At 68.0% G+C, this 19,894-nt stretch carries 10 protein-coding genes; 4 read left to right on the forward strand and 6 right to left on the reverse strand.

All coding sequences use genetic code 11. The annotated features are described in order from the left end of the window. Window positions 1–857, forward strand: an 857-nt coding sequence (locus tag VFW45_06245) for a hypothetical protein (GenBank protein ID HEU5180370.1), incomplete at its 5' end; no start/stop codon positions are given. A 495-nt stretch (window positions 858–1,352) separates the two neighbouring features. Further along, a complete protein-coding gene (locus VFW45_06250) occupies window positions 1,353–7,511 on the forward strand; it encodes a M36 family metallopeptidase (protein ID HEU5180371.1) in 6,159 nt (2,052 codons plus the stop codon). 108 nt (window positions 7,512–7,619) lie between these two features. On the opposite strand, the gene VFW45_06255 is transcribed toward VFW45_06250, so the two are convergent. Genes VFW45_06255 through VFW45_06280 form a run of 6 tightly spaced genes read right to left on the reverse strand, consistent with a single transcriptional unit; the run spans window position 7,620 to window position 17,230 of the window. Continuing rightward, window positions 7,620–10,637, reverse strand: coding sequence for a TonB-dependent receptor (locus tag VFW45_06255; GenBank protein ID HEU5180372.1), 3,018 nt, complete (start codon window positions 10,635–10,637; stop codon window positions 7,620–7,622). Continuing rightward, the gene (locus VFW45_06260; protein HEU5180373.1) at window positions 10,634–12,880 is read right to left on the reverse strand and encodes a fibronectin type III domain-containing protein; all 2,247 of its coding nucleotides are present in this window, start codon (window positions 12,878–12,880) and stop codon (window positions 10,634–10,636) included. The genes VFW45_06255 and VFW45_06260 overlap by 4 nt, the downstream gene beginning before the upstream one ends. Window positions 12,881–12,893: 13 nt before the next feature. After that, window positions 12,894–13,715 carry a TRAP transporter TatT component family protein gene (locus tag VFW45_06265; GenBank protein HEU5180374.1) on the reverse strand — a complete coding sequence of 274 codons (822 nt, stop codon included), beginning with the start codon at window positions 13,713–13,715 and terminating at the stop codon, window positions 12,894–12,896. Further along, a complete protein-coding gene (locus tag VFW45_06270) occupies window positions 13,712–14,557 on the reverse strand; it encodes a hypothetical protein (protein HEU5180375.1) in 846 nt (281 codons plus the stop codon). The genes VFW45_06265 and VFW45_06270 overlap by 4 nt, the downstream gene beginning before the upstream one ends. A 19-nt stretch (window positions 14,558–14,576) precedes the next feature. Further along, entirely contained in the window at window positions 14,577–15,893 is a 1,317-nt protein-coding gene (locus tag VFW45_06275) for a cation:proton antiporter (GenBank protein ID HEU5180376.1), read from the reverse strand. Next, complete coding sequence (locus tag VFW45_06280; GenBank protein HEU5180377.1) at window positions 15,890–17,230, reverse strand: hypothetical protein; 1,341 nt, start codon at window positions 17,228–17,230, stop codon at window positions 15,890–15,892. Before VFW45_06280 ends, VFW45_06275 begins: the two co-directional genes overlap by 4 nt. A gap of 619 nt (window positions 17,231–17,849) precedes the next feature. Between VFW45_06280 and VFW45_06285 the strand changes: the two genes are divergently transcribed. Beyond that, window positions 17,850–19,544 carry an MASE1 domain-containing protein gene (locus VFW45_06285; protein HEU5180378.1) on the forward strand — a complete coding sequence of 565 codons (1,695 nt, stop codon included), beginning with the start codon at window positions 17,850–17,852 and terminating at the stop codon, window positions 19,542–19,544. After that, the coding region (locus VFW45_06290) for a response regulator transcription factor (protein ID HEU5180379.1) at window positions 19,541–19,894 on the forward strand (354 nt) is incomplete at its 3' end. The genes VFW45_06285 and VFW45_06290, both read left to right, overlap by 4 nt.

Here is a 19,894-nt window from a genome sequence, read left to right on the forward strand (position 1 = left end):
ACGGCGACGGGTTCGAGCTGGCGGCCTCCCGCTCGCTCAACGCGCTGTCGCTGTTCGGTCGCACCGAAGGGGCGCAGCTCCTGGGAGCGGTGCCGCCGGCGCTCGTCGCGGAGGTCAGCTTCAAGGCAGGCACCGGGCTGCTGGGCCAGAATTTCGAGATGCGCCAGGAGCGCGCCGTGGCGGAGATCACCGGCTACGATGATGTAGCGGCCCTTCCTGCCGCCGACCGGGACCGCGTGACGCGTGCCGTGAGCCGCGGGGTGATGGCCGGAAGAGGCAGTTTGTTCGAGGCGGCGTCGTCTTTGACCCGCGAGGAGCTGGCGCGCTCGCTGGCGCTGGTCGGCGGACTGCCCCAGAGAATCCCCTCCTCAGGATCCTTCGCCGACGTCGGTCCGTCCGACGAGGCCTTCCCCTATGTCGAGACGGTGGCCGGCGTGCGCACGCGTCATCTCCTGATGGAGCCGCCGAACGGCCATGTCTTCAAGCCGCACGATGAGGTGACCCGTCTCGATTTTGCAGTGGCGCTGGTGCGCGCCGCGGGATGGGAGGCTCTGGCGGACGCCCGCGCGGGGGAGAGCCTGGGATGGATCGATGAAGATCAGATCCCTCCGGCGCTGCGCGGCTACGCAGGAGTTGCGCGCGATCGGCGGCTGATCGACGTGCACGTCACCTCGAGCGGCACCTTCTTCGATCCCGCGGCCTCGCTCACGCGTCTGGCCGCAACCGGCTTTCTCATGAATCTCCTCGATCAGCGCGGCGGCAGCCGCGTCGCCTCGCTGCCGCCTTCTACCTCCGTGATTCCCCTCGCACCCCGGAAGGCGGCTTTCCCCGTCTCGCGCAGCTCCAGGACCCGGTAGGGAAGCAGAACCCTCGTAGAATTTCAAAAAAACTGTAAAGCAAGCCGCTCGTTACGCTTAGGGCGCCAGTTTTGCGGTCCTCCCGCGCCAAGTTCAAGGATTGTTCAAGCCCCTCCAAGCACTGTTACCGCCGTTCGACGTGCTCGACCGCAACGGCGGCACGCAACGACTCCAGGAGGGCATCATGGAGCGCATTGGTCGTACCCGGTCACGCATTCGTATTCCCGAACAATCCCCCGGTCCCGCCCCCGGCGCAGCGTTGGGAATTCTCAGTCCCGCCGAGGCTGGCCACACCGAGATCGTCGAGGTTGCCGCACCGAGTCCCTCTCCGGTGCCGGCGCCGGAGGCCCGCGCATCAGGGAAGCTCCCCGAACCCGCAGTCAAGGGCGGGCCGGAGACGTCTTCCCCGCGGGCCTCTGTCAGCCCTGAAGGCGCGCCTTTCCTCGGAACCCGGAAATGACCGTCAACCCCCTTCGACGCGAGGACGATACGACCATGACCAGGAAGACACTGTGCGGGACTTTCCGTTTCCTGCCGGCGGCCGCCACGCTGCTCGCCGCCATCACGGCAAGCTGGGCGCTGAAGCCGCTGGATCGTCCCCTGCCCGACTTCGATGCCGCCGGCGGGCTCAAGCTGCATCTCGCACCGGGAACGCTTCCGGCTGCTGCGACCGCGGCGGGATTGGAGCGGCTGGAGCGCGAGAGCGGGGGCAAGCTGCAGGTCGTCTATAACGCTCTCAGCCGCACGCCGCGCAGTCTTGCCGCGCGCCGCCCGATGTCGGCGCCCGACGCGGCCAATCCGGCCGAGGTGGCACGACGGTTCGTGGAGCATCATCGAGAGGTCTGGAACCTGGCGGCCGACGAGGTGAGCTCGCTGGTCCTCGATGCCTCCTACACCGACGAGCACAATGGGATGTCGCATGCTTTCTTCACCCAGACCGTGGATGAAATCCCGGTGTTTCCCGCCGTGCTCGGCGTTCACCTGAATCCCCGCGGCCAGGTGGTCGGCGTCCAGGGCGATCTCTTTCCGGGGACCACCCGACCGCCCCGCGCGCACCTGACTGCCGGGCAGGCAGCCGAGCTGGCTGCCGACAGCATCGGTGTCACCCTCAAGGCCCGCAAGATTGCCGAGGAGAAAGGGGCGGTGATCTTCGAGGCGGGAAGCCTGCGCGAGCCGGTGCGGGTCGAACAGGCGATCTATCCGCTGCTGGGCGCGCCGCGTCTCGCCTACCGGATGACGCTGCACAAGAACGGGCGTGAGTGGTACGACCTCCTGATCGACGCCGCCAGCGGGAAGGTCCTGCACCGCAGGAATCTCTTCAGCGACACCCTGTCGCCTTCGGCTCCGGCCGAGAGCAGCCCTGCCGCACCGCGCGCGCGGGTTTACCCGACGAGCCCTCTGGAGACGGTGCGCGGCACCGGCGACCTGAACCGCCGCTATCCCTACACCACCGATCCGACCGGCAGGCAGCGCGGCTTCGCCAACGCGCCGCTGTTTGGTGCCGACACCTTCCCGGTCAACAGCAACGGCGGCGATCCGAAGAACGCGACACTCGATGCGGTGATCCTGCCGCTTCCCAACGCGGGGGCTCCGACGCGATCCAGCGCCCTGCCACTCTCCACTTCCCCCCAGTCTCCCCAGGGATGGTTCATCCTGCAGGGAGGGCACTATCAGACGATCGGCAACAACGTCGACGCCAAAGACGACCATGCCGATGACGACGAGGCCACCGCCGGGCACCGCGCCGACGGTCTGACCACCGGCGATTTCGCCACCGCCCAGTTCATCTATCACAACTACTACAGCCAGAACGGCCCCTACGCCGCCGAGCCGCCGCTGGGCGTCGCCTCGCCCGAGAGGCTCGCGGGCGCGGCTCCCGACCTCGATCCGGCCGTCGTGAACCTGTTCTACATCACCAACTGGTACCACGATTTCCTCTACCACCTCGGCTTCACGGAGGCGGCCGGCAACTTCCAAAAGAGCAACTTCGGCCGCGGCGGCGCCGAGAACGACTACCTGTTCGCCGACGCCCAGGACGGCTCGGGCACCGACAACGCCAATTTCGGGACGCCGCCCGACGGAAGCAATCCGCGCATGCAGATGTTTCTGTTCAGCGGCCCCACCCGCGACGGCGACTTCGACGCCGACGTGATCATCCACGAATACACCCACGGGCTTTCGAATCGCCTGGTCGGCGGTCCCGGCAACACCGACTGCCTCGGGGTGGGACTGGTGGGGGAGAGCGGCAGCATGGGCGAGGGATGGGGCGACTGGTACGCCGCCACCATCGCCGACGAGCCGGCGGTGGCGGAGTACGCCGTCGACGACGCGGCGGCGGGCATCCGGCGATTCTCCATGAACGAAGGACCGGACGATTTCACCTACGGCTTCCTCTGCTCGGGTCCCCCGAGCAACCCGAGCCTGATTCCATGCGAGGTGCACGACGGCGGGGAGTTCTGGACCATCGTGCTCTGGGAGATGCGCGAGGCGATGATCAACCGCTATCACAACCGCGCCTTCCCTGGCGGCCCGATCTTCCCGACCTTTTCGCTGCCTTCCGGCCAGGCCTCCAGCAACGTGCACAACGCGCAGGGACGCACCACCGACGGCAGCGGCAGCGTGGCGCGCATCGATCGCGCCGCCATCGAGGACGCCGCCTTCACGGCCCTGTTCCGCGTCACCGACGCCATGAAGCTGGCACCCTGCAACCCGACGATGGTCGACATGCGCGACGCCATCCTGGCGGCCGATCGGGCCCTGGGAGGCGAGTTCCAGGATCTCATCTGGCGCGCTTTCGCCAACCGCGGAATCGGGGAGCTGGCGACTTCCACGGGAGGGGAGACCGGGGTGACGGTGGAGGATTTCACCGTCCCGGCCACGGTGGCGAGCTGCGAGCTGTTGGGCGGTCCTCTTGCGGCGCCCTCCTTCACGGCCACCGCCGGGATCAATTCCGTGATGCTCAACATCACTCCCGACGGTGCTGTCGAGTACGTCATCTCGCGCAGCAGCCGCGGCGCCGGATCCCCGGCCGACCCGGCTCCTTTCGTGGAGGTGGCGCGCATCACGGGGACGAGCTATACCGACACGGGGCTGGACGGAGGCGTCGCCTACACCTACCGGGTGCGGGCGCTGCGCAACGACGACTGCGTCTCCGCGAGCCGCGCCGTCGGTGCCGTGCCCCTGGGAGTGGCGCTTCCCTGCGTGGCCGATCCGACCTTCGGACACCTCTCGCGCGTCGTCGATCCGGGCGATTGCCGGCACCTGTTGCTGGAATGGGCGCCCGCCAGCTCCAACTGTGTCGGTGGACCGAGCGTGCACTACAACATCTATCGCAGCACGACGCCCGACTTCGTCCCGGGGCCGACCAACCGGATTGCCACGGGCGTGGCGGGAAGCGGGTACTCCGACGAGCCGGGAGCCACCGATCGGCTCTTCTACTACGTGGTCCGGGCGGAAGACTCCACCACCGGGCATGGCGGGCCGGCCAACGGCGGCAACGAGGATGACAACACCGCCCGCGTGGCGGGACTGGTCACCAGCGCCATGCTGGTGAACCAGGGCTTCACCGACGACGCGGAGACCGGGCCTGACAACCAGCGCAGCGCGCATTTCTCTTCGAGCGGATTGACCGTGCCCCTCATCCCGCAGCGCGGCGGCTGGTTCAGGGACGGTGCTCCCGGATCGGTGGCGCCCCATTCGGGCGCCTTCGTGTGGCACACCTACAATGCCGACAACGTGACGGTGTCGGCCTCCAACAACCTGAGCTATGAGCTGCGCAGCGACGTGGCCGCCATCACCCCCGCCACAATCCTGACCTTCTTCCACACCTTCCAGGCGGAAGGAGGCTTCGACGGCGGCGTGGTGGAAGCGGCGCTGGTGGATCCCCTCACCGGGACGGTGGGGACGTTCCAGGACCTGGGCAATCTCATCTATGAAGGCGGCTACACCGGCGAGCTGACGGCGACCTCGGCGGGCACCAACACCAATCCGCTGTTCGGGCGGCGGGCCTACACCGGGGGCGTGCTCGGACCGATGCGCCGGGTGCGCGCCTTCCTCGGAGGCCTGGTGCCGGCCGGGCAAGGATCGGCGCAGGTCGTGATCCGCTTCCTGTTCGGCAACGACGTGGCCAACACCATCCCTCCCTCGACTCCGGAAGGGAACTTCCTTCCCGGGTGGTACCTCGACGACGTGTCGCTCGACGAGTCGTGCTGTCCGCAATCGGCTCCGCCGACTTCCCTGACCGCCGCCGCGACCGGCGACAACCAGATCACCCTCGCCTGGCAGCCGCCGGCCGGCGGCGCTCCTTCCGAGTACCGGATCTTCCGTGAGGCCATGGGGGAAACGACGCCGGCGGTGTTCGACGAGCAGGTTGCCGCGGTCCCGGGGAGCCAGACCGGCTACCTGGACCATGAGGCCTCGGCCGGCACGCGCTATGCCTACGTGGTGCGGGCGATTCCCGCCTCCGGCTGCCCCTCTTCGGACAGCAACGTGGCGACCGCCGCGGCCACCGGCACCTGCACCAGCGAGCCGTTCTTTGTCGGATTGCGCAGCGTGTCGGCGCCATCCAACGCCACCTGCACGCTGGACCTCGCCTGGGACTCCGGCGCGGCCCGCTGTCCAGGAGCCGGGGTGCGCTACAACGTCTACCGCAGCACCGATCCGGCGTTCCTGCCGGGGGAGGACAGTCTCATCGCCGCCGGCGTGACCGGCACGACCTACCGCGACCAGGCGGGCCTGGCGAGTGGAGTGACCTATCACTACATCGTGCGTGCCGAGGACACCACCTCGAGCGGTGGAGGACCGGCCAGCGGCGGCAACGAGGACGACAATCTGGCGCGACGCAGCGGATCGCCCCTCGGCCTACCGGCGCCGGGCCCCGATTTCAGCGACGATCTGGAGCCTATCTCCGAGCCGGGCTATACCTTCTTCAGCACGCGCGACGCGGGGAACTGGGAGGTGCAGAACGATCCCACATCGCACAGCCTCACGCACGCCTGGGTCAGCCTGGACGACCAGCCCGGCGTGCTTCTCACTCCCAAGGATGACCGGCTCACGCTGCCGCCGATGAGCCTGACCTCGGCGAGCGTGCTGACCTTCTACCACAACTTCGATTTCGCCCAGTTCCCGTTGGCCGATCCGGCGGAGGCCTACCAGAGCGGCGGCGTTCTCGAGATCTCCGCCGATGGATCGACCTGGATCGATCTGGGGCCCTACATCACCACGGGCGGCTACAACGGAGCCGTCGATCCCGGCTCCATGAGCCCGATCAAGGGAAGGCCGGCCTGGGTCGGGTCCAGCGACGCCCTTCCGGGAAGCCGCGCCGACGCAATGAGCCAGGTCGCGGTGAATCTGGGGGCGGCCGTGCAGGCGGAGTTCGGTGCGGCCAGCCTCCCCAACGCGCGGCTCCGCTTCCGTCTCGGTGGCACGTTCCAGCTCCTGATCGATGGGACGCGTGGCATCGGCTGGGGCGTGGACGACATCCATGTCTCCAGCCTGCTATCTCCCGGCCAGTGCTCCAGCGCGCCGCCTCCGCCCGCCTGCGAGATCACCTCGATCTCACCCGGGACGGGAGAGCAGGGACAAACTCTGGGCGTGACCCTCGACGGCAGCCGCTTCGCATCGGGCTCCGGGGTGGTGTTCAGCCGGGACGGTGACAGCGCCGACGGCGTGCAGGAAGGCTCCGCGACGGTGAACCCCGGAGGGACGCGCGTCACCTTGCAGATCGACATCGCGACCGATGCTCCGGAAGGTCCGCACGATGTCAGCGTGATCGCTCCCGACGGATCGTTCTGCCGGGCGCGCTCCGCCTTCGTCGTCACCCATCCGGGAGGCGGCGGCGCCACCCGCGTGATTCCGTGCGATGACCCGTCGGTCAGCCGCAAGGGAGGCTGGCACGACCTCCAGGACTCCCGCAGCCGCTTCGGCAAGTACTGCCGCAACGTCGGCGTGCGCAACGGCGGCCCCAACAGCTTCCTGGAGCTGCCGATCTCCAGCGCCAACGGCGGCACCGTCTCGGTCATCTACGCGCGCGGCCCGCGTGGCGGCAGCGCCGACGCGAGCGCGGGAGGCCAGAGCCGCCGGGTCGACTTCAACCGGCCGGCAACGGATCCCGTTCATCCCGACAGCTCCGGCAGGCAGGACCTGACCTTCGGGTTCAGCGAGACCTTCACGGTGCCCGCCGGCGACAGCGTGCTGCGCATCGACGTCAGGAACGACGACGCCGACTCGAAGCACGACATGGACTACGTCGAAGGGTTCCTGTTCACCGAGAGCCAGTCGGCTTCGGCGCAGGCACGCTACTCCGAGAAGGCGAGCGCGAGCGACGCCACGGTGCCGGCGGGGGGAACCATCGCGATGCCCTTCACGGCGCCGGCGGGCACCATCCTGCTGACGGCGGTGGCCGACGGCGGGGGAGCCGATCTCCTGCTCACGGTGAGGAATTCCCTCGGCGCGGCGGTGGCTTCCTCCGACCGCGCTCTTGGACCGGAGGTGGCGTGGATTCTGGCGATCGTGCCGGGAACTTACCGGCTGGAGGTGACCAACCACGGGACGACCGCGGCGCCGGTGGCGCTGTACGCCATCCCGACGGTCGATCTCAGCCTGGTGCCGGCCCCCGCGCCCGGATCCGGCCTCGTGCCGAGACGAGGGCGCTAGCGACGTTACAGCGACGCGGGTCGATGGTGACGATGCCCCACCATGGCGCCCGCGTCGTCAGGGCCCCGGAGCTTGCGGAGCTCCGGGGCTCCTTCTTTTCATGGAAGGCTAGAAATCGAGCCTGACGCCGAGCTCGATGGTGCGGGGCGGGCCGACCTGTCCGATCGCCTCGCCGAAGTGGGAGGAGACGGCGCGCCCCTCGATCGGGCCGGGGTTATAGCGGTCCATCAGGTTGAAGACCTGGACGAACGCCTCGCCGCCGCTTCCCTTGGAGCTCAGGAACGGCTTGGCGATGCGCAGGTCGACCTGGAAGAAGACCGGCTCGTCGAGATGGGTCACGGGAGGCAGCAGGGCCGCGGCGCGCACGGCGTTGACCGCGTCGAGGTCGGTGGAGGCCCCCGAGTTGCGGGGCACTCCTTTCGGGCGATCGTTGGTGAAGCCGTCGAGGTTCTCGTCCCGGCCCGTGGTCACGTTGAAAGCGGTGCCGGAGGCCACCTGCAGGACGGCGGAAGCATTCAGGTCCCACCAGGGAAGGAGGGCCTGTCCCGAGAAGACGAAACGGTGGCGCCGGTCGGCGTCGGAGCGCGAGCGCTCTCCCGCGATGTCGTCGGAGTCGGGCGGGAGAGAAACGCCGCCCTTGAGCGGGTCGGGACCCAGGTCCTCCGCGCGCGACAGGGTGTAGGACGCGGCATAGCGCAGCGCCTCGCTCCTCCAGCGCCAGGCGAGGTCCATTCCCCAGTACCAGCTTCTTCCCTCCGTCACGATGGCCGCAATCGATCCCACGGTGCCATCCGCGTGCTCCGGCACCCCCTGGGCCGTCCTGCCGATGACCGGATTCAGGTCGCGCATCAGGGCCTGATGGTAGCCGAGGACGCGGACCGCGCCGGCCTCGATCGAGCCGTGCTCACCGACCGCCCACTCGGCTCCCAGATTGAACTGGTTCACGTAGGGCGTGTCCAGGGTGGTCCCGGTGGAGAAGCGCAGGGTGAGGCTCTCGGGGAAGAAGAGCTCGGGCCGGATTGTCTCCATGCCCAGCTCGGCCACGGTGTCCTCGGTGAACTCCAAGGTCAGCCCCTGGGGGAACAGCAAACCGATCCGGGTGCCGGAGGTGATCGCCGCGACCGCGGGAAAGCCGAGGACCAGCTTGTCGTAGAACATTCCGGCGCCGCCGCGCACGACGAGGCGTCCCCCCGGAAGCGGCGTCCAGGTGAACCCGAGGCGCGGAGCGATGTTGCCTTTGTCGATGGGAGCGCCGCCATTGGGAATGGAGGACTGGACGCTCGCCGAAGCGGGGAGGCGGAAGGTGCTCAAATCGTAGCGCAGGCCGTAATTGAGAGTCAGCTTCGGGTGCGCCTGCCAGGTATCCTGTGCGAACAGCGCCAGCCGGGTGTCGTCGAGGCGGGCCGCCGGCTCACCCTCGATCAAGGTGAACACGGTCGGGTAGGTCTCCAGCTGGTTCGGCTCGTCGATCTGCCCGTCGCCGTCGTCGTCCACCCCGATCTGTCCCGGGCAGTCAATCGGATCGTAGCGGCAGAACCCCTTACCGGTGCAGTCGTCGTCATCGACGCAGGAGGTGGAGGGATCGAGCGAGCAGTGCCGGCTGACCTGGTTGGCGAAGACTCCGCCGCAGTCTCCCGGCTCGAAGGGGGCATCGGTGTTGTACAGGAAATTGCCGTCGAAATTGAAGGTCGTACCGACGTCGGTGATCGAGCGGCTCAGGTCGATGCCGAACTTGGCCGTGTGCAGGCCGCGGCGCCAGGTGAGATTGTCCACCAGCTGAATGAGCGACTCCTCCCGGTCCTGCGTGTGCAGGTTGTTCCCCCCGAAGATGCCGGAGGGGCGCTCCACGCCCGAGACCTCGGAATTGGCGCGCTGCGCGAAAGTGGAGTGCGACAGCAGCACCCGCTCCTCGTTGAGCAGATCGGGCGAGGCGACGATCGTCAGGCTTGCCGCCAGCTGCAGGTCGTCTTCCTCCAGATGGAATCCCGCCTGCGGCGTGGTGATCCCTCCGACATTGACGTTGTTCACGACGCTCTGGTTGCCGGAGAGCCGCACCATGAGGAACGTGGCATCGCTCAAGTTGAAGTCGGTCCTCAGAAATAGGCTGTCGTTGCGGTTCGGAGTCAGCGCCCAGCCTCCCGCCACGCCGTTCTGGTCCACGCCGGTGTAGGGAACGACGTCGTCGGAGCTCTGGTGCTCGAAGGCCGTGTAATAGAACGCCTGGTCCGGGCGGAAGGCGCCGCCGAAATGAAACCCTGCCTGCCCTCCATGTCCCGTCTCGGATTGGGCTTGGGGATTGGGAAGTCCGGAAACCAGCTCGCCCGGGCTGTTGAGGCTGGCGAAGGAGCCCTGGATGAAGCCGCCGGCTTTGAACTCGTTGGTGCCGCGCTGCGTGACGATGTTCATGATGCCGCCGCTGGCCCGCCCGAACTCCGGCGCGTACTGGTTGGTGAGGAAGACGAACTCGCCGATCACCTGCTGGGAAAAGGCCGAGTTCAGGGTGGTGCCGCTGGTGCGGTCGTTGTTGTCCACGCCGTCCACCAGAAAGGAGTTGGAGCGGCCCGACTGGCCGTTCACCACGAAGACCGACCCGCGCTCGCCGTAGAAGTTCCCGGGAGGAGTTGCCTGGACCGCCGAGTCGAGCAGCGCCAGGTTGGTGGCGACGCGTCCCGCGATCGGCAGGCTGTCCACCTCCTCGGCGCCGATGTGCAGCTCTCCGCCGCTGCGCGACAAGTTGACCTCGGGCGGAGGCGCGCCGACCCGCACCCGCTCGGTCAGGGATGCCTCGAGGAGCAGGTCGAGCGTCAGCACTTCCTGCAGGTGGATCGAAGCTTCGTTCGGCGCGCTGGAGCGGCCATCGGATAGCTGCGCCATGACGATCCAGCTGCCGGGGGAGAGGAGCTCGAGCCGGTAGCGGCCCGCCGCATCGCTTGTGGCGACGCGCACGACGCCCGTCGCCAGGGAGCGTGCCTGCACCACCGCCTTGGCCACCGGCGACCCGGAGGTGTCCGTGACCTTTCCCTGCAGGATGCCCGAGGCGGTCTGCGCCAGGCAGAGCCCGGCACCGAGAAGCAGGACGATCGTCGCGAGCGCCGCGTGCGCGGCGGGTCGGCCGGGAAGGCTCAATGTCCGTAGTGTCCCCACGGACCGGTCCCGCCCGCTCCGTTCGCGACCACCAGGTAGTAGAGCTGGGACGGTGTGCCGGTCCAGCAGGTCGTTCCTGAAGCCAAGTCGGAGACCGTGCCCCAGCCGGTGTCGTTGCGCGCGTCGTTGCTCCCCAGGACCCGGTAACCGGTCAGGCAGGGATCGGCGAGGGGCGCCCAGCAGATCTGGATCTCCCCGGGAACCGCCGTGGGGTTGACGGTGACGCTTCCCGCCTCGGCGGTCGGGGCGCACCCGGAAGGCTGCGTCGTCGCCTGCACCTCCACCGGATAGACGAAGGCGGGGTCCCCCGAGATCTGGGTCGGGTAGAGAAGACTCTCGTAGGTGGTCGTCGCCAGTGTCGACGGATCGGTGAAGTTCGACAGCGACGTGACGGTCAGATAGTAGGAGGTGCCCGGCGCGAGCCCCGTAATCGTGGCGGTGGTCCCGACGATCGAGGCCTGGCCGGGGTTCGCTTGCGAGTTGAAGGCATAGGTGGACCCGCTGCCCGAGTCGGTATCCCAGTAAACCTTGTAGCCGTTGATGCGGTGCGTGTCGAGCCCCGGGTCCCAGGAGAGCGAGATGCTGGTCTGCGTCTGACCGGTTACCTGAATGGTGCGCGGCGGAAAGAGCCCGAAGCGGATGTCGGTCTCGGCGAGCTGCGAGAAGGAGGTGGCATCGGCAGCCACCTGCAGCGACTCCAGCCGCGCCGCCGTCCCGAGGTAAGGAACCTGCCAGAGGTAGTTGAAGGTGCGCACGTCGTCCACCGCGAACAGGCAGCTGGATCCGGCGTAGACGCAGAAATCGGCGGTGATCCGCAGCAGCAGGGCGTTGAAGGTGTGCCCCGAGGGGAGCGTCACCACGCCTCCCTTGATCACGGTGCCCGATTGGGTGCCGGTATGGCCCGAGCAGGACTTGGAGTAGAGCTTGTCGAGGAACTGCGAGGCGCCGCAGAGCTGGTTGAAGATGTTCTGCTCGCAGTTGAAGACGCCGCTGGTCCAGGAATCGCCGGCCTGCATGTAGAAGTCGGCGCCCGGAACGTCCTGGTGCGGGAAGCGGTACAGCGGCACCGGCGTGCGCGTCACGCCGCCGAAGGTGGTGTAGCAGAAGCGGCTCTCCCCCTGGCCGAAGCTGCCGCTCACCCCTTCCTTCTGCGACCCGGCGCGCGCCCAGATCGTCGTGTCGGCGGGGCGGACCTCGATCTCGACGACGTCGTTCGTCTTCAGGGTGCTCGCCGGCGTGGCGAAGTTCTTGTCGAGGCGCTCGAGGACGCCGGCCGGAACGGTGTAGCCGCACTGCGCGAAATTGCAGGTTTCCGCCGAGCTGACCGGCACGTTCGTGGCGGAGGTCTCGGTCCCGCCGTTGTTGCCGGAGAAATCCCAGGTGTCGGCGGCAATCAGCGCTCCCATGGTGGCGTAGCTGGGAGTGGTGAGCGTCGCGACGTTCTTGACGCAATCCTGGCCGCTGGCGCATTGGGAATCGAGTGAGCAGGGGGTGCCGCTGCTCGTGCAGGTCCCGGGGACGTCCCAGCCGTAATCCACACCGTCGAAGGGGAGTGAGAACATCTGCGCGGAAAAGATCTTCAGAGTGGCGGCGCCGTCCAGCGTCGCATCCAGGAAGTAGCTGTCGGAAGGCTCGCCGGAGCGCGAGTCGGGATGGTATTCGGCGACCACGCCGGCGAGCGGGCTGATCCAGCGGTAGAAGGTCTCCCGGGTCACCGGGCCGGCTCCCGTCCGTTGCAGCAGGCAGCGCTGCAGGACGACTTCGTAGGGGCGTGATGGGAGATGCAGCCATCCGATGCCCACGATCTCGGTGCCTATCTCCAGCCGCGCAGCGCCCCTCTTTTCCTTCTCCTCCAGTTCGAACGAGCGCCGTGTCCCCATCCTGAGACGGGTCGGGAAGCGATCGGGAAAGAGCCATTCCAGCGCCTGCCCCGCTTCTCCTGAATCCTGGAAGAGGATTTCGCGCGGCTCGGGAGCTCCGGGGAGCCGGGTCTGACGGCTCACCGCCCCTTCGCGCGATTCCAGGGTCATCACGGAGGATTTACCCCCCGCCGCCGCGATGAAATCCCAGCGGGTCTTCCCTTCGGGGTGGACCCAATCGGCCGAAGCCGGGGCGACCGCGGGCAGGGGAATGAGTCGAACCTGACGCCGCGGGCTTTCTCCTGCGTGCACGGGGATGGCGGGAAGCGCCGCCAGGATCAGGGTCGTCATCCATCGGCGAGGCATCGGGGCTCCTTCTTCATGGGGTGCTCGATTTGCCGGCGAGGCCCTTGCGGGCTTCCTCGATCCATTCCTTGGCGTCAGGGTCTTCGCGGAGGAGCCGCTCCTGCGCCTGCTCGAGGGCCCGGGTGTAGGCGGCTCGCGCGCCCGCGGTATCTTCGAGGTTCGCGAGCGTCTCTCCCAGAGCGAGCAGGTTCGGAGGGTAATCCGGAGCGATTTCCAGGGCCTGGCGCGCCTCTTCGATGGCGCGGTCGGGATCTCCGGGTCCGGCCGGCCATGCTGGTGCGCGGGCGTAAAGCAATGCCAGGGCCCGGTAAGGTCCCCCTTGCTCGAGCCCCGGATCCATCTCGGAGGCGCGCCGGAAAGCCTGCTCGATGCGCGGCAGCGCGTCCAGCGCCGTGCTTCGCTTCTCCCGGGCCTGCAGGCCCAAGGCGGCGCCAAGCCAGTACTCGCAGGCGGCGCTTTGCGGCTGAAGTCGCGCGCACCATTGTGCCGACTGAACCGCGGCCGTCGCCGCCGCGGCGCGGTCGTGAGACGCGCTCTCGTGGTCCGCGAGCCACGCCTGCGCCTTCACGGCGCCGAGGAGTCCCTCGATGCGGCTGGAATCGCGGCGCGCAGCCGCGAGGAAGAGCGTTACGGCCTCGCGGATTTCGGGCAAAGCGCGCTTAGCATATAGGAATTCCGCATGCCGGAGAAGAGAATCGAGGTCCTCGTTGTCGCCGGGAAGCGGCCCTCCGCCCCCGATCTGCGAGAGAGGAGGAGGCTCCTTCAGGGCATGCGCGCAACCGGCCAGGACGGCGCACGCGGCGGCGACGCGCAGGAGCGAGGTAAGCCGGCTCAAGGGTGCGAGGAGTTCGTGCCGGATACGGCCGCGGGGATCCGCTTGAGGTCAATCGCGCGGAACTCGCGAATCCGGATCGCCTGCAGCGCCGCCTTCCCCGTCTCGGAGGAGCCCAGCTTGCGCAGGGCGTCGACGAGCGAGGCGGCCCGCGCTTCCGGAAGGCGCCCCTTGACCAGGCAGAAAATGCCGCCCGGAAACTCGCGCGAGGTGGCCACCGTCTCGAGATCGGACGAGAACGGCAGCGACGGCAGCGCGGCGCTCTGCTCGGGATCCAGGAGGACCGCGATCTTCTCGCCGGATGCAGCGCGGCGCAGCGCCGAAAGGGGGCGGGCCGAGAAGGAGATCCGGGCCGAATCCGGAATCGGGCCCCATCCCGCCAGAACCTCGCGCCGCACGAAATCGGGGGAGAAGCCGATCCCTCCTACGATCTCCCAGTCGGCGAGCGTTGCCGGCGACTTCAGCGCCCCGGAGCGCGCCACGAGCCGGTAGACGGCCCCGGCACCCGACTCGGGGACGGCCTCCAGAGCGGGTACCAGGGAAAGCGCCCGCGCGTACTCATAATAGAAAGGAAGGGAAACCAGGGCTGCGGGCGCGTCCCCCTGCTCCAGCCTCTGCCCTCCCCCCGCAGACGTCTCGAAATAGACTGCGGCCAGAGAATCGGCCGGCCAGCCGGCCGTCTGGGCCAGCGCTCCGGCGAGCTGGTCCATCGTCGGCTGTGCCTGTGCCGTGTCGCCCGGGGAGCCAGGCGAGCAGACGACGAGGGTGATCCGGGCCGGGCCGGCCGACAGGCTCAGCAGGACCAGCACCAAGACAACCATCCGGCGAGCGCCGCGATTCAGCATGCCATCCTCGAAATGACCCTCATGCATCCGGCGGGTTGGCGGGCAGAGAGTGCCCGATTCTCGGGAGCCAGCGACGCAGCAGCGGCGTCGTGATGCCCGTGCTGATCAGCGCCATCAGGACCAGCATGGTAAAGACATTGCGCGGCAGCAGTCCCAGGTCGTAGCCGACGTTGAGCACCACCAGCTCCATCAGGCCCCGGGTGTTCATCATGATCCCCAGGCAATGGCATTCCAGCGCGGGCAGTCCCGTGAGGCGCGCCGCCAGCGCGCATCCACCATACTTGCCGAGCGTCGCGACGGCCAGCATGGCGGCGCACCATCCCCACAAGGAGGAACTGTCGAGCCCGTGGACGTCGGTCCGCAGCCCGGTGATCGCGAAGAACAGCGGCAGGAAGAAGACCGACACGAACTGCGCCACCCGGTGCTTCCAGGCCTCGACGAACTCGGAGCGATCATAGAGCAGCACCCCCATCATGAAGCCTCCGAAGATCGCGAAGATCCCGAGGCGGTAGGTGACGATGGCGGAGGAGAGGATGATCACCAGGAGGATCGCCATGAGGTTCGCCGGAAGGCGCGCGGGGCTCACCGGAAAGCGGGCCACCAGCCGCCGGAGCAGTGGCCGCACGGCCCACCAGCAGAGCGCCGCGTAGGCCACCAGCCAGGCGAGCTGCCGCAGCGTCGCCCCGGCGTCGAAGCGCGCCGTCGACACCGCGCTGATCACCGCCAGCAGGATCCAGCCGGTCACGTCGTCGAAGGCGGCGGCGCTGATGGCCACCGCCCCGAGCCGCGTGCGCGTCAGGTCCAGCTCCATCATGATCCGGCCCAGAACCGGGATGGCGGTAATCGACATGGCGGTGGCCATGAACAAAATGTAGCCGGTGCGGTGGATATCGGGGGCCAGCCGGGACCAGGAGAAATGCCCCAGCAGCAGTCCGAGCGTGAAGGGGAGCGCAATGCCGGCGGCAGAGACGAAGAGAACCGAGCGGCGGTTGCGCGATTCCTCCAGGTGCGAGAAGTCGAATTCGAGGCCGATCTGGAACATCAGGAAGATCAGGCCGATCTGGCTGAGGATCGAGAGCGGCTCAGGGGGCGTGGACTGGAAGACGTACCGGAAGGTCTCGGGCGCCAGCCGGCCGAAAAGCGACGGACCCAGCAGCAGGCCCGCCACGATCTCTCCCATCACCCGAGGCTGCCCCAGGCGTCTCGCCGCCTCCCCCGCCAGGCGCGCCGCCGCCAGGATGACAATCAGCTGCAGAAGCACGAAGAAGAGAACGGTCTCCGCCTGGTGAACGCTGCTGCTGGAGGCGGACTGCGCCGGCAGCGCCGCGAGGCTCACTCCGGCTCCTTGAGTCCCATGGCGATCCCGTCTCCCAGCAGGCCGTAGCCCTTCGGCGTGAGATGGGCGCCGGGAAAGGCGTAGAGGGAATCGGTGTCCTTGGCGCTCTGCAGGACCGGGAGGAGATCGATCGACGGGATGCCCAGCTCCCGCACCGTCTGCAGGACGGAGTCCCGTAGCGCCTCCTGCCCGGCGGAAGAACGACCTCGCACGGAAGCCTCTGCGGGGAGGTAGGCGAAATAGAACTCCCCCCCCCAGCCGTGCGTCGCGTCGCGCGCGCTCTCCAAGATGCGCCGGAACAGGTCGAGATCGACTCCCGCGAAATCGGGACGCGGGGGGGAGGCCTGCAGTCCGACGCGGCCTCTCAGGGTGCGCAGCCGCAACCAGGACACCAGGGTGCTCTTCCAGCGATCCAGCGCGCTCTCGGAATCGCGGCGCCTCGCAGTCAGCTCGGAAAACTTCGCCTTCCAGAAGCGATCCACCTCCGGCTGCCGCGCCGCGAGATGCTGAACGCGGTCGGGCTCCAGGTACTCGAGAAGCCGGCCGCGCGCTTTTTCGTGATTGAGGTCCGCGGTCAGATCGTCGCCCTCGTCGTAGAGCCAGACGACGCGCCGCGGCCTGAGAGAGGGAAGATACTCCCTCAGCGCCGCCAGCTCGAGCAGGGGACCGAAGGCCTCGATCCCCAGGTTCAGGGTGCGCGGGAACTCCCGGCGGATGCGCGCGGCCGCGTTTTCCTCCTCGCTGACGCAGTTACCTTGCGCGAAGGAATCGCCCAGCAGCGCGACATCCAGAGGCGCCGGCCCCCACATTCCGGGAGGATTCAGGAAGCCGTGCTGGTCGCTCGGATAGACGAGGGGGGTGCCGATTTCATTGCAATGGACGGTGAGCACTCCGGAGATGCCGGCCAGCGGCAGGAGCGGCAGCTCCTCGTTGCCCTGCACGAGAGGGCCGACGAACATCACCGGCCAGGCTTCCTTGCCTTCCCGGCGCAGGTCCCGCAGCACTTCGAGGCGGTTGCGCGGATCGAACGATCGGCCGAGACGATTCGCAGCGCGCTGCACCTGGGAGACGATCCTCCATCGCAGGAAGACTTCCGCGCCATACAGGCCCATCAGCAGGGTGACCAGGCTCATGGCGATGGAGATGCGCGCCGAGAGCGGCAGGCGCGTGCACAGTCCCAGGCAGGCCGACAGCGCCAGGAGGCTCGTGGTGATCATCGCGGCGCGCTGCGAGGGATTGGCGAGCGGGCTGCTCCACGGAGACGCGAAGCCGGCGCCCAGCAGCGCCAGCAGGGCGCCGCCCCAGAGAGCGGCATTCGCGAACCGTGCTGCACCCACCTGAATCGCTCCTTACCGATTTCGGGAAGCAGGCGCGCCCTTGGTCGCGGCACGGCGCACGGTTGCGCGAGAGCGCGGCTGATCTCCGCGGGCGCCTTGGATCGCGGCGGAGAATAAACGAGCGGCGGGGCATTGTCCATTCGTCGCGGCGCATGTTTTTACGTAGATTTCAGTATGGCTCCCACCGAAGGGTCGTGGCATAAAAGAGTCCGAGCTTGGTGGCTCTTGAGGCAGGGTGCTAGAGAGGGGCTCTGCCTCAAGAAGCCGCCGGGCCACCGGGCCGGCACGTGTCAGGAAATCCGCTCCGCGGCGAAGGCCCTCGCGAGCCGGTCCCTTCCTTCCTTGATTCCCCGGAGGCGTGGGTTTCCGAGTCAGAATTTCCAGCGCAAAACCTGCATTGTTCTGACGGCTCGGAGACCCCGTCCCGGGGTGAGCCGCAAGAGAAGCGTGGGTGGACGGCGAAAAACCGGGTCGGTTATGCTGTTGACGAACCCAATTCGTTTGCGGCCGATTCCCTCGCTCGGGCGTGAGCCGGCCTCAATTCGTGGCAACCCTGCTCACGAGCCGGGCGGCCGCACCGGTGGTCCACGGCTCAGCGCTCCCCGTGCAGGGGCAGGGTATGATTCTCGAGAAGACCCTTCGGAAAGCCTGGAATCCCGGCTACCTTTCGGGAGTGGCCCTGCTGCTCGCCGCGTACATGGTCACGGCGAAGCTGGGATTGCTCATGGACGCGGTGGGCGGTGTCGCCACCACGGTGTGGCCTCCCGCCGGTATCGCGCTCGCCGCATTGACCCTGTTCGGATATCGTCTCTGGCCCGGGATAGCGGCCGGCGCCTTCCTGATCAACGTCTCAGCGGGAGTCCCCGCCCTGGCCGCGGCCGGCATGGCGCTGGGCAACACCCTGGAAGCGCTTCTCGGGAGCTACCTTCTCCAGCGCTTCACGGGCGGCTTCGGGAAATCGCCCGACACCATCCGCAAGGTGATCGGCCTGGTCGTCCTGGCCGCCGGATTGAGCACGACCGTCAGCGCGACCCTGGGCGTTGCGAGCGGCTATCTGGCGGGAGTGATCCCGGCGCCGTCGCTGGGCCGCGCCTGGCAGACCTGGTGGCTGGGCGACGCCCTGGGAGACCTGGTCGTTGCGCCGTTGCTCTTCGCCTGGCTGGGCGCTCACCGGATGCGCCCTTCGTTGCGGAGCCTGGGCGAAGCGGCTTTGATGGCGGCGGCTCTCGGCGGCGTCTCGCTGATCGCCTTCGGAGGCCTGCTGCTGTCGGACCAGCGCACCGGCTTCCAGCCTTATGTGGTCTTTCCTTTCCTGATCTGGGCGGCGCTGAGATTTCCCCGGCATGGGACCGCCACGGCAGTCTTCGCGGTGGCTTCGATCGCCGTCGCGATGACGGTGCGGGGAAAGGGACCTTTCTACGCGGTCTCACTGAACGAAAGCCTTCTGCTCCTGCAGGCCTTCATGGCGATTACCGCCGTGACCATGCTGGTGCTCTCCGCCGACGTCATGCAAAGGCAACGCGCCGAGAATTCGCTGCGCGGGGCGCAGGAGGACCTGGAGCGCCGCGTGACCGAAAGGACCAGCCAGCTGTCGCAGGCGAACCGCGTTCTGGCGGAGGAAATTGTCGAGCGCAAGCAGGCGGAGAAGATGCTGCGCGATCTCTCCACCCGCCTGCTGCGCATCCAGGACGAGGAGCGCCAGCGGGTCGCGCGGGAGCTGCATGACAGCACGGCGCAGTCGCTGACCGCGCTGAGCCTGAACCTGTCGGTGGCGGCGCGCAGCAAGGAATCGATGAGCCCGGCCTCGCGGGCCGCCCTTGACGAGAGCGTGTCGTTGGCGCAACTCTGTTCACAGGAGATTCGCTCGATGTCCTACCTTCTCCACCCGCCGCTGCTGAAGGAAGTGGGCCTGCCGGCCGCGCTGAAATGGTGCGCGGCAGGCTTCTCGCAGCGCAGCGGGATCAGCGTGGATCTCGACATGCCCGAGGATTTCGGCCGGCTTCCGCTGGAGGTGGAAAACGCCTTGTTCCGCATCGTCCAGGAGTGCCTCAATAACGTGCAGCGACATTCGGGCAGTCCCACGGCGAGGATCGAGCTGCAGCGCAGGGCGCGCTGGGTGGGACTCAAGGTCCTCGACGACGGGCGCGGGATGCCGGAGGGTATCCTGAGCGATCAGTCTGGGGTACAATCGCTGGGCGTCGGACTGCTGGGAATGCGTGAAAGGGTCCGCCAGCTGGGCGGACAGATACGGATTGTTCCGGGCGCAGGGGCAACGATCCAGGTGGATATCCCGGTCGCCGTGGAGGTGTCATGAGCCCTCTCCGGATCCTGATCGCAGATGATCACGAAGTGGTTCGCAAGGGGGTGCGCGCCATGCTCGAGGCGCATCCCGACTGGCAGGTGCTGGGAGAAGCGATCGACGGCCGCGAGGCGGTGGAGATTGCCTCCCAGACCCACCCCGACGTCGTGATCCTGGACATCGGCATGCCCGGTCTCAACGGGCTCGACGCCGCGCGCCAGGTCCACAAAGTCTCCCCCGACAGCCGCATCCTCATCCTGACGATGCACGAATCCGAGCAGATCGTGCAGGCGGTCATCGACTCGGGAGCGATGGGTTACGTCCTCAAGTCGGACGCCGGGCGGGACCTGGTCGCCGCCATCGAG

The sequence above is a fragment of the Candidatus Polarisedimenticolia bacterium genome (assembly GCA_035764505.1).
GTDB lineage: Bacteria > Acidobacteriota > Polarisedimenticolia > Gp22-AA2 > AA152 > AA152.

What these genes read in the sequence shown, in the direction of transcription:
- VFW45_06250 (HEU5180371.1), top strand. Translation starts at nt 1,353, where the DNA reads ATGACCAGGAAGACACTGTGCGGGACTTTCCGTTTCCTGCCGGCGGCC.
- VFW45_06260 (HEU5180373.1), bottom strand. Translation starts at nt 12,880, where the DNA reads ATGCCTCGCCGATGGATGACGACCCTGATCCTGGCGGCGCTTCCCGCC.
- VFW45_06270 (HEU5180375.1), bottom strand. Translation starts at nt 14,557, where the DNA reads ATGCTGAATCGCGGCGCTCGCCGGATGGTTGTCTTGGTGCTGGTCCTG.
- VFW45_06285 (HEU5180378.1), top strand. Translation starts at nt 17,850, where the DNA reads ATGATTCTCGAGAAGACCCTTCGGAAAGCCTGGAATCCCGGCTACCTT.